10 protein-coding genes and 1 pseudogene are annotated in these 9,940 nt (G+C 46.3%); 3 read left to right on the top strand and 8 right to left on the bottom strand.

All coding sequences use genetic code 11. The annotated features are described in order from the left end of the window. Positions 1 to 262: 262 nt before the first annotated feature. Positions 263 to 2,428, top strand: a complete 2,166-nt coding sequence (locus AC3A14_RS22835; RefSeq protein WP_318735560.1) for a hypothetical protein — start codon at positions 263 to 265, stop codon at positions 2,426 to 2,428. Positions 2,429 to 2,504: 76 nt separating this feature from the next. Here AC3A14_RS22835 and hpf read toward each other — a convergent pair whose 3' ends face one another. Beyond that, a complete protein-coding gene (gene hpf / locus AC3A14_RS22830) occupies positions 2,505 to 3,152 on the bottom strand; it encodes a ribosome hibernation-promoting factor, HPF/YfiA family (protein WP_318701230.1) in 648 nt (215 codons plus the stop codon). Positions 3,153 to 3,417: 265 nt separating this feature from the next. Here hpf and lipB point away from each other — a divergent pair, with 265 nt between their 5' ends. Further along, positions 3,418 to 4,080 carry a lipoyl(octanoyl) transferase LipB gene (gene lipB / locus AC3A14_RS22825; protein ID WP_318735561.1) on the top strand — a complete coding sequence of 221 codons (663 nt, stop codon included), beginning with the start codon at positions 3,418 to 3,420 and terminating at the stop codon, positions 4,078 to 4,080. Between the two features lie 71 nt (positions 4,081 to 4,151). Here lipB and AC3A14_RS22820 read toward each other — a convergent pair whose 3' ends face one another. The 7 genes from AC3A14_RS22820 to AC3A14_RS22790 all read right to left on the bottom strand — a co-directional run bounded on the left by AC3A14_RS22820 (position 4,152) and on the right by AC3A14_RS22790 (position 9,473). Further along, on the bottom strand, positions 4,152 to 4,628 hold the full coding sequence (locus AC3A14_RS22820; RefSeq protein ID WP_318735563.1) for a single-stranded DNA-binding protein: 477 nt from the start codon (positions 4,626 to 4,628) through the stop codon (positions 4,152 to 4,154). Between the two features lie 86 nt (positions 4,629 to 4,714). Beyond that, positions 4,715 to 5,071: a nickel-type superoxide dismutase maturation protease gene (gene sodX, locus AC3A14_RS22815; RefSeq protein WP_318735566.1), complete on the bottom strand. Its 357-nt coding sequence runs from the start codon at positions 5,069 to 5,071 to the stop codon at positions 4,715 to 4,717. Positions 5,072 to 5,296: 225 nt separating this feature from the next. Further along, positions 5,297 to 5,779 carry a superoxide dismutase, Ni gene (sodN, locus tag AC3A14_RS22810; protein WP_318735569.1) on the bottom strand — a complete coding sequence of 161 codons (483 nt, stop codon included), beginning with the start codon at positions 5,777 to 5,779 and terminating at the stop codon, positions 5,297 to 5,299. A 238-nt stretch (positions 5,780 to 6,017) separates the two neighbouring features. After that, positions 6,018 to 6,371 carry a zinc ribbon domain-containing protein gene (locus AC3A14_RS22805; RefSeq protein ID WP_318701225.1) on the bottom strand — a complete coding sequence of 118 codons (354 nt, stop codon included), beginning with the start codon at positions 6,369 to 6,371 and terminating at the stop codon, positions 6,018 to 6,020. Positions 6,372 to 6,410: 39 nt separating this feature from the next. Next, complete coding sequence (locus tag AC3A14_RS22800; RefSeq protein ID WP_318735572.1) at positions 6,411 to 7,088, bottom strand: phosphoribosyltransferase; 678 nt, start codon at positions 7,086 to 7,088, stop codon at positions 6,411 to 6,413. 69 nt (positions 7,089 to 7,157) lie between these two features. After that, the gene (gene asnS / locus AC3A14_RS22795) at positions 7,158 to 8,546 is read right to left on the bottom strand and encodes an asparagine--tRNA ligase (protein WP_318735574.1); all 1,389 of its coding nucleotides are present in this window, start codon (positions 8,544 to 8,546) and stop codon (positions 7,158 to 7,160) included. Positions 8,547 to 8,663: 117 nt separating this feature from the next. Then, positions 8,664 to 9,473, bottom strand: a complete 810-nt coding sequence (locus AC3A14_RS22790; RefSeq protein ID WP_318701222.1) for a 3D domain-containing protein — start codon at positions 9,471 to 9,473, stop codon at positions 8,664 to 8,666. Between the two features lie 254 nt (positions 9,474 to 9,727). Between AC3A14_RS22790 and AC3A14_RS22785 the strand changes: the two are divergent. Further along, positions 9,728 to 9,940, top strand: a pseudogene (locus AC3A14_RS22785) (hypothetical protein); the annotation flags it as partial.

The following is a 9,940-nucleotide window of genomic DNA, read 5'->3' as shown; positions in this document are numbered from 1 at the left end:
CTTACTCTCTTCAGTTTATCTCATTTATGTATCACTGTTAACCGAATCGACTATACCACAAAATCAATCAGACCCCCATGCAATACAGTAACTCGATTCGAGAGCAATTACGACCCCATCATCGATCAGAGTCCCTATTATAGTTACCCAACAGCGATTCCTTATTCTTAGTCAATATTCGGGATTGTATAAGATCGCAAAGATACTTCTTCAGACCTTTCACAAGAAGGATTACACTAGATCCAGAAATGGGGATCTTGCTATGTCAAACAACAAGCCAACGGTGGAAAACCGCCATTGGACGGAAATTGCTGAATCTGTGTCTATTGTCGCCTCGGTGGTGGGAGCTGGGTTTGCTATGCTTCTGGAAAAGGTGGTTTTTGTCGCCACCCCGATGTCTTTGTCTCTGTTTCTGAATTTAATTAACCGTCAACGTCTGGCTGCACAGTATCAGCAGGATCGACAAACGGATCTGCCGCAACTGCAAGCTACCCTTTCTGAAGAGATTGAATCCTTACGCGCAGTGGTGCTTTCCCTAGGGAGTGAAATCAACCCTCGACAGTGGGAACAAGGGCTGAGTAGAGTTGAAACTAACTTAATGAACCGTTTATCGGTTTTAGAAACCCTAGATTTTAAGAGTATGGAAGAAGAGTTAGCCCAACTTCGCAATCAATCTAATTATGTTCTCGAATCCTTAGCCCAGATTCTACAACGGATCGATCGCCTCCCCACGGAAGAGAGACTACAATCTTTAGAATCCCAGTTAACCGAAATCTCTAGTGAAGTCAAAACCTTTAAGCAAGACGTAGACAGCGATCTAGCCGAACTGCGTGGGCAATATAGCAGACTCCAAGAGCATCTGGATCAAAGTTTTAGTGAATTTCAGGACAGTCTCAGCACCTGGAAAGAAGCCTTACAAGCACAAATCGATCGCCTGGATCTGAGCCAATTAAACACTGCATCCAGCCAACTGCAAAGCCTAGAAACTACCTTAGAACGGCTCGGTTGCCAATCAACGGAGTTACTCAACTCCATTGTTCACGTCAACGAACAGTTACAATCTTTACCCATTCCCCAAACTCCTGGCGATATTCTTCCCCAATTAAACCAACTGCAAACCCAACTCGATCGAGTTGCAGCCGAAATTGGGCGCTTACCGAGCCAAACCCCAGCCCCAGAAACCAATAGCGAAACTGCCCTTTCCCAACTGCAAAGCCAAATCAAGCAACAAACAGAGCTACTGCTCCAAGTGCAAAGCCGTTTAGAGCGATCGCCCGAACCCCCGACAACCGAGACAGAAACCCCAGTTTCTGAAGTCAAAAGCTTTACCGAACGTGCCGAAAAATGGGTCAGTCGGATTAAACAAGGATTTGATGACTTTCAATCTCAGATGGACTTTGAACCCGATCTGAGCCGCGATGATGAATGGGGAGAGGACGACGAGTGGGAAACCCCTGCACCGGTTCAACCGGCAACCCCTCAAGCTCCATCTCCAGTCGTTTCTCCCCCAGAGTCCGTTAAAAGCAAAACAGGTTGGCAATGCGTGAAAACCCTCACTCAATCGAGCGCTGTCACCTGTTTAGCCCTCAGTTCCGATGGCAGTCGCTTAGTGAGTGGCGGCTATCAGGAAATGAATGGGGTGGATTTAAGCACTTACGAAGTCACCCGATTATCCTTAGATACCGAAGATTTATCCGTGAGTTCCGTTGCCCTCAGTCGAGATGGGAAAACTCTAGCCGCAGCAACCGGAGAAATTGAAATTTGGAACTTAACGACGGGGAAACTGCTGCAACAACTTGAATGTGAAGATTGGACAACGGTGGTTGCGATCGGTGCAGATGGTCAAACCCTGGTCAGTGCAGGTTCGGAACCCTTAGAGGAGAAGAGTTCCCTCCGATTTTGGGATTTTGCTCACGGAGATCTGATTCGCACCAATTATTACGTCGATTATGAGATTGATTCGTTAGGGTTTAGCAGAGAGGGGGATGTTTTGGCGATCGCCGGCCGCAACGATCATCGCGGTTTAATCCAAGTTTGGCAAGTGGGAGCCGATACTCCCCAAATGACTCTCGAAGTGACCATGGCTCTCTATAGTGTAGCCCTGACACCAGATGCCCAAATGTTAGCCGGCGGATGTGGCGATCGCACCATTAAACTGTGGAATTGTAGTACGAGGGGGTTAGTGCGAACCTTTTCTGGCCATCAAGGTATTGTCTATGCAGTCGGTCTCAACCCAGATGGACAAGTGCTAGTCAGTGGCAGTCATGACCAGACGATTAAGCTCTGGGAACTAGAGACCGGTGAAGAAATCGATACCCTAGTGGGACATCAAGGCCCGGTAACCGCTGTTGCCTTCAGTCCAGATGGGAAAACTTTAATCAGTGGCTCCCAAGACATGAGTGTTAAAATCTGGCAACAAACCGGTTAACGGCAACCGGGATGGCATTTGAGGCGTGTCGTCTCTTCTGCCATCGGGCCGTTTTAATCCAAATCATGAATCCCAGTTAAGCATTGGAGCTTACAGGCGCATTCGCTTGAGCGGTAGAACCATTGCGACCATGAGTATGACCATTGCCATTGCGGGGCATGAGCACTCCATATCCGCCATGGTTGCGCTCATAAATCACATTGATTTCTCCCGTTTGTGCATTTCTGAACATAAAGAAATCATGGCCCACGAGTTGCAACTGTTCAAGAGCTTCTTCCACACTCATCGGAGGCATGGCAAAATACTTGGTTCTGACTACATCTGCGGGCAGTTCCGGAGTACGATTAGCCAGTAAATCGCTAATCCCTTCCGTTTCTTCCAGAATTTCAGGGGGTTCAATCTCTGCCTTAGTTTTGTGTTTGTTGTTGTGACGCTTCTCCTTATACTTACGCAGCCGTCGAGCAATCTTATCTGCCACTAAATCAATGCTGGCGTAGAGGTCTTCACTGCTCTCCTCCGACCGAATGACCGTTCCATTGGCATAAATGGTCACTTCAGCCGTCTGCTTGGGGTTTATCCGGGGATTACGAGCTACTGAAAGATTGACATCAATCTCTGTTGTCAGATTCTCAAAATGACTGACAGCCTTTTCGACTTTTTGATGAACATATTCACGAATTGCATCTGTTATTTCAATGTTTTTTCCCTGGATAACAAGCTTCATATAAGCTTCCTCCCATTAAACGAATTTTCTTAGGCTAGCCTTACTCTTAGTGTGAGGCTAAGAGAGACTTCCTATTGGAGTTATACGTTTACACTAGCATTTTGTATTCTGCTGAACACAACCATTAAAAATCTGTTGCATCCCTTGACAATTCTTGATGTTTTAACCGGATATTTTTCTAAACTTATGTTAAAATTAACCCAATTTTTGAGATGAGTAGTGCGAAGGAAGAGGCGATCAGCACTCTAGCAATAGGCAATAGATTATGGGATTAGAGGCGATCGCAGCTCGCTACTGTCAGGTTTGGCAACTGGGATTGCTGCCCTATGAAAAGGCATGGCAATGGCAGCAAGAACGGGTAGCCGAACGGCGAGAGAATCCTAACTTAGATGATGTCTTACTATTGCTCGAACATCCTCCCGTCTATACTCTGGGACGAGGAGCTACCCTAGACTTTCTCAAATTCGATCCGGATCGCCCCCCAGCAGAACTCCATCGCGTCGAACGGGGAGGCGAGGTCACCTATCACTGTCCCGGTCAATTGGTGGGCTATCCAATTTTGAATTTAACCTACTATCAACGGGATCTCCATTGGTATTTGCGGCAACTAGAAACGGTTTTAATTGAGACGCTTCGGGTTTATGGCTTAAGAGCCGATCGCATTCCGGGTTTAACTGGGGTTTGGCTCAATGGGTATAAAGTGGGGGCGATCGGCATTAAAGTCAGTCGTTGGATTACCATGCATGGCTTTTCCCTCAACGTCAATCCCGATCTCGAAGGATTTGAGGCGATCGTTCCTTGTGGAATTGGCGATCGCCCCGTCGGTACTCTAGCGCAATTCGCTCCCCACATTTCCCTCTCTGACATCCGCCAAACCCTCCCAGAGATCTTTGCTCAAGTCTTTGAGGTATCCCTGGTGATGAGATAGGGGGATAGGGAGACGCGGAGGCACGGAGACGCGGAGAAATTACTTCTTGCCTTTTGCCTATTCCCTATTCCCTAAAATGGAATTTCATCTTCTTCCAAGGGTTGAATATTCGCAGGGGGTGGCGCAACCGGAGCTGGGGTGGGTTGAGGACGAGGAGGTGCTGGAGCCGGAGTAGACATAGGAATCACGTTATCCTGGACGCTAGCAGTTGCCCCCACAGTTGCTAAAGGCTGAGTTGCTACGGGTTCCCCATGGACATTATGGATGCGGGAAACGATCAACTCTGCCCGTTTTTCCTTAAATCCTTCTGGGCGATCGAACGTATTCATTCTCAGGCTACCCTGAAGAATCACCCGATCCCCTTGATGATACCCTTGGGCAATTTCCGTCGCTAAGTTTCCCCATCCCACCACCTTTAACGTATGGGGGGGATCTTCTGCCTTCGTTGCCGCGAACTGGACTAACATCTCTGTTACCGCTGTCTCATCTGGCGTATAGCGCAGTTGAGGATCTTGGACAATCTGGGCCATTAAAATGCAACTATTCATTTAACTTGAAGAAAAATTCATCATCAGCACAATTTTAGCGAATATTCCCTAAACTCGGCGATCTACTCAAACCCCAACAGCTCAGATTAGTCGTTCAAGAATTGACTGGTGACACGACCCACAATATATTGCGGTTCGACCCATCCAAAACTCCAACTATCCGTACTGTACGATCGATTGTCACCTTGTACAAAACAGGCTCCACTTCGATCGATAGAAATGACCCGTTTGATAAGACGCAGATAGGGTTGCTGAGGAGACCAAATCACAACAACATCATTTACGGAGGGTCGCTCATATCGATAGGCCCGTCTATCGACCAAAACTTCATCTCCCGGTTGCAACACAGGCAACATGGAAATGCCTTCAACACGAAAACGTTGCCTCTGCCTCAATAACCAAAGTAATATATCCACAAGGTTACTGTCTCGGATTTGAGGCATAGTGCTTCGCGTGGCAGAAGGGTAATTAGTAATGGATAAAGTGTTTTTCCTTTAACAATACCTTCACTATTTTCTTGTAGATTGGGTTTCACTTTATTGAACCCAACCTACTCATCAAGACATTTTTAGTTTTGGCGAAGGTATTGCCTTAAACGTCGTCATTTCTACTGTAATCTCATTCCCCTAATCTACTTCGCTGAGATTGGGGAATAAGGAATGGGATGTTTAGCTGGCTTTATACCAAGGAACATCAGTCCGATTTTTGGTAGCCCAGAAAATTTCTTGGATCTCTTTGATGGCATCCATTAACTCATTGGCGTGTTGTAGGCTAACTTCCACTTTGCAAGCAGAACACAACTTAGCAATATTCCAAAATTTGGTATGTAAATCAGGAAATTGCTCTAAATGAACCGGTTTAAAGTAATCTGTCCATAAAACCAGCAGTTCTGTCTTCGCTAAGTGGGCTTGCTCTTCTTTGATTTGAATATAGCGAGAGAGCGTATTGTTGTACGCTGCTATTGCTTGAGGATCGCTACCAGATGGAGGTTGCAAATCCAGAATCTTCTTGGTCATGGATAAAACTGCTTCAGCCGCAATTCTAGCTGATGCCGGATCGTACACACCACAAGGGCCATCACAGTGAGCATGAACAGCAGGAGCTGGAAACCAAGTTTTCACTTGGGTAGCAATCATTTTGAAGAAGTGCATGAACACAATTCCCTTCAATCTATAGACCCCTAAATTTTACCATTGTATGGATCATGGATTGAAACTTTGTTGGAATGAGTGGAGGTAAATAGATGTAAAGATTTATGTCTGTATGTGTTAGGATGAGCGATGGAAATGACTATTCACCTCTCTCGTTTTTATCGATGGGTTAAAGAATGACGAAGTAAGGCGATCGTTAGTGATTTGGATAACGAAAAATGCTGGAGAGGAATGGGGATTAAATGGATAGCCATAAGCTGACAATCAATAAAGCTAAGAGGATAATCCAAATAAAGTTTTTTTGAAACCACGATCGCCATCGCCAACTCCCTCCTCTATACTGTCCCCTCGATTCAGGAACAAGAGGTTGTTCTTGATTATGGTATAAGGTGCAGTCCTTAGCAGTTGGCCGTTGAGGAAAATCACAGGTATCATCAGTATGATAGATGCAACTGTCGCAAAGATAGCTCTCTCCTTGGGAACGGTGGAGAGGAATACCTGGATGACCATGGGCTTTAAGGATAAACTGACAGTGGGGACAACTGACTGCATCAGAAGCGATTGCCTGTTCACATCGAGGACATTTAACCATAATTCCTATTACCTATATACCCATTACCAGCACATAGCACTATAACCATTCAGATTGAGTCATTAAACAGGCGATCGCCTCTGACATTTCGACTTGTTCAAATTGAGTATAAAACCGACTGACACTTAAAAAGGGATCGGGGGTCGCTAAAATCATCATCCGATCGCACCAGCTTCCTAACTGCTGCTCTAACCCTACGGGAGCAACGGGAGTTGCCACCCAAATTTGAGCAGGACAGCGGGCACGGGTTGCTAAAATCGCTACAGCCATGGTCATCCCCGTGGCCATACCATCATCGACTAAAATGGCGATCGCCCCTTGAGGATGAACCGTAGGACAGTGGGGAGATAAGGTGGCTAACTGTTCTTGGCCCCTTTGCTGGGCAACGGCTTGCCGACTTTGCCACGTTCTGCTTTGGCTTTCTTCTTCAGATAGGGCAGACCATACCACTTGACCGCAGGCTGTGACCGCACCTACAGCTAATTCTTGGTTGTTGGCACTGGTGATTTTTTTAGCTACAATTACACTTAAGGGACAATAGAGAGCCTGAGCAATGGGTTTAGCTATGGGTAATCCCCCTCTGGGAAGAGCATAAACAATTACTCTTCCTGAGTGAGTCAAGTTAGCTTGCCACTGCTCAATTTCGGGTTTAATCGCGATCGCCAACTGTTCGCCTGCACCTTGGCGATCGCGGAACGGTAGGATGATTTTGCTCATAGCATAGAAGTTGCCGAAGTGCAATTAGCCACAATCATAAACAATCTAACTCGTTTGGCAAGTCATGACTTAAAAGTCCAAACTCAGAGGAGCGCGGGGGAAGGGAATCACATCCCGAATATTGCCCATTCCCGTCATAAACTGCACCAACCGTTCAAAGCCTAATCCAAAACCGGCATGGGGAACGGTGCCAAAGCGCCGCAAATCTAAATACCACCATAACTCTTCTGGATTAATGCCATGGGATCGCATCCGATTTTCCAGGATATCTAAGCGCTCTTCCCGTTGCGAACCGCCAATAATCTCGCCAATATTGGGCGCAAGGACATCCATTGCCCGAACGGTTTTACCATCATCGCCGACGCGCATATAAAAAGCCTTAATTTCAATGGGATAATCGGTGACAATTACCGGCTTTTTGAATAACGTCTCAGCGAGATAGCGTTCATGTTCCGATTGGAGGTCTAACCCCCACTCTACCGGAAACTCAAACTTATCCGGCGCTTTTTCCAAGAGGGCGATCGCCTCCGTATACGTGACCCGCTCAAACTGATTGTTAATAATATTATCTGCTGTCGCCAACACCGTGTTATCAATCCGTTGGTTAAAAAACTCCATATCCTCCGGGCATTTCTCCAACACTGACTTAAACACGAACTGCAAAAACTGTTCGGCTAAATCCATATTGCCCTCTAGATCGCAAAAGGCCATTTCCGGTTCAATCATCCAAAACTCAGCCAAATGGCGGGAGGTATTCGAGTTTTCCGCCCGAAACGTCGGCCCAAACGTATACACATTCCCAAAAGCCATGGCCATCACTTCCGCTTCCAATTGTCCGCTCACCGTAAGATAGGCCGGTTTGCCAAAAAAGTCTTGGGAATAGTCCACCCCTTGCTCTTCAGTACGGGGTACATTTTTCAGATCCAAGCTCGTCACTGCCAACAATTCACCCGCGCCTTCACAATCATTCCCGGTGATAATGGGCGTATGCATCCACAAAAAGCCCCGTTGTTGAAAAAACTCATGAACGGCTGCTGCACAGGCATTACGGACGCGGAAAACTGCCCCTAATGTATTGGTTCGCGATCGCCAATGAGCAATCGTTCTTAAAAACTCAAACGAATGGCGCTTCTTCTGCAAAGGATAACTCTCATCCGCTTCCCCATACACCACCACCGTTTCCGCTTTCAACTCTACCCGTTGTCCCTTCGCAGGAGAAGCCACTAAAACCCCCTCCACTTCCACCGATGCGCCAGTACTCAAGGACTTCAGCACCCGATCGTAATCAGGCATTTCCCGATCCAGAACCACTTGCAAAGAAGCTAAACAGGAACCATCATTCACTTCCATAAACGAAAACGCCTTCAGTTCTCGTTTCGTGCGTACCCATCCTTGGATTATCAGGCGATCGTCTGGGTTACCTTGACGCAGAATTTCTGCAATGCGCTTTGTGGCCATAAACTCGTTTACCTTACACTCCTTAATATCTTATCTATCAGTTTATATCTCCATCTAATTCTGCAATAGTGATTACTACAGGGTTCCGCTCACTACCTTTTCCAAATACTTCTAACTTTATCGATGCATACGAGTCAACACTTCGGTAATCTGACGATCTTGGACGACAAATGCTTCAAAAGTACCTCTAGGATTACTGGTAATAAAGGGGAAGGGGCTACGTTTATGCGATCCGACAAAGACATCAATATGATTACCCTTAATGGCACTGCCTACATCTGCGGCAAAGAAATAGCCATCATGGATAATTATCTCTCCATTGGGAAGTTGGATCTGCTGTCCTCGGGCCGCAGGAATATAAATGACAGACCCTAACGGAATCCGTTGGCGATCGACTGCTATAGTCCGATAAGGGACTAAACGATATCCACCAGCCCCATCTCCATGGGAACCACGAGCCAAACCAAAACGGACTCGCCCTGTCTTTTGTAGCGTTGCAGGGGAAAGACTCTTAAAGTAGGCTGAACAATCCATTTGTACCGTCTGCCCTCGACCAGCAAAATTATAAGTGGTTAATCTTCCCCATCGGTCTTGGACTTGAACTGTACCTTGCAGGGCAGCATAGCACCAATCTCGATGGGAAAGATAGGCTAGAGGGCGACCTGATGGATCGAGCAGAGGATAACCATTCGTGATTTCTTGTGCTTGATAAATATGGTAATAGGTAGACCACAAAGACACAGCGCGCCCGGTAGTCGGGTGGACGGAAGGGTTGAGAGTCACCCAATCTGAGCTAGAGAAAGAAGATTGAGCTGCATATCGCTCCGATGAATCGGTAAACTGGGGGCTACTCCAGGCTGGACGCATCAAGTTAGAGGTACAAGCTAAGGTTACAGCTAAAGTCAGAGGGGTCAGTTTACGAATCATATTCATGAGCGATAGACTAGGACGGCTGATGTGAAGATTCTACGGTAACTCAAGGTTGGATTCCGGGCGATCGCCAGCAGTTCTCACAGGAAAGAAAATCCTTCATTAAAATATCTTAATTTTTCCTACAAAGTAAATCCAAAAATATCAATAAATCACAATCTTTACACAACCCAAGTTTTTTAGTTCATACTCAAAAAGACTTCAGACTCTTCAGTCCCTTCATTACCGATTGATTTCCCAGGCTTAGATCCATGAAAGTTAAAATGATTTTACCCGCTTTAATCGAAGCCCTTAGTCCCCATTGGCGGCCGATTAAATATTCCCTATTTCCCCCTTTAGGTTTGGCTACAATTGCCTCATTTTTTAGTCCAGAAGATGAGATTGATTTACAGGATGAGCATGTGGAAGCCCTAAGTACAGGACAAAAAACGGAGAGAGTCGAGAAAAGCGGGGAACTGGTGGTC

The sequence above is a fragment of the Roseofilum sp. genome, assembly GCF_982964205.1.
The sequence above is the reverse complement of the archived record's forward strand: the minus strand, read 5'-3'. Positions and strand labels throughout refer to the sequence as shown.

Excerpts from the sequence above, each read along its gene's own strand:
- lipB (WP_318735561.1), top strand. The coding sequence starts at position 3,418 with ATGGGATTAGAGGCGATCGCAGCTCGCTACTGTCAGGTTTGGCAACTG.
- hpf (WP_318701230.1), bottom strand. The coding sequence starts at position 3,152 with ATGAAGCTTGTTATCCAGGGAAAAAACATTGAAATAACAGATGCAATT.
- AC3A14_RS22805 (WP_318701225.1), bottom strand. The coding sequence starts at position 6,371 with ATGGTTAAATGTCCTCGATGTGAACAGGCAATCGCTTCTGATGCAGTC.
- AC3A14_RS22800 (WP_318735572.1), bottom strand. The coding sequence starts at position 7,088 with ATGAGCAAAATCATCCTACCGTTCCGCGATCGCCAAGGTGCAGGCGAA.
- AC3A14_RS22835 (WP_318735560.1), top strand. The coding sequence starts at position 263 with ATGTCAAACAACAAGCCAACGGTGGAAAACCGCCATTGGACGGAAATT.
- AC3A14_RS22820 (WP_318735563.1), bottom strand. The coding sequence starts at position 4,628 with ATGAATAGTTGCATTTTAATGGCCCAGATTGTCCAAGATCCTCAACTG.
- AC3A14_RS22790 (WP_318701222.1), bottom strand. The coding sequence starts at position 9,473 with ATGATTCGTAAACTGACCCCTCTGACTTTAGCTGTAACCTTAGCTTGT.
- sodX (WP_318735566.1), bottom strand. The coding sequence starts at position 5,071 with ATGCCTCAAATCCGAGACAGTAACCTTGTGGATATATTACTTTGGTTA.
- asnS (WP_318735574.1), bottom strand. The coding sequence starts at position 8,546 with ATGGCCACAAAGCGCATTGCAGAAATTCTGCGTCAAGGTAACCCAGAC.
- sodN (WP_318735569.1), bottom strand. The coding sequence starts at position 5,779 with ATGCACTTCTTCAAAATGATTGCTACCCAAGTGAAAACTTGGTTTCCA.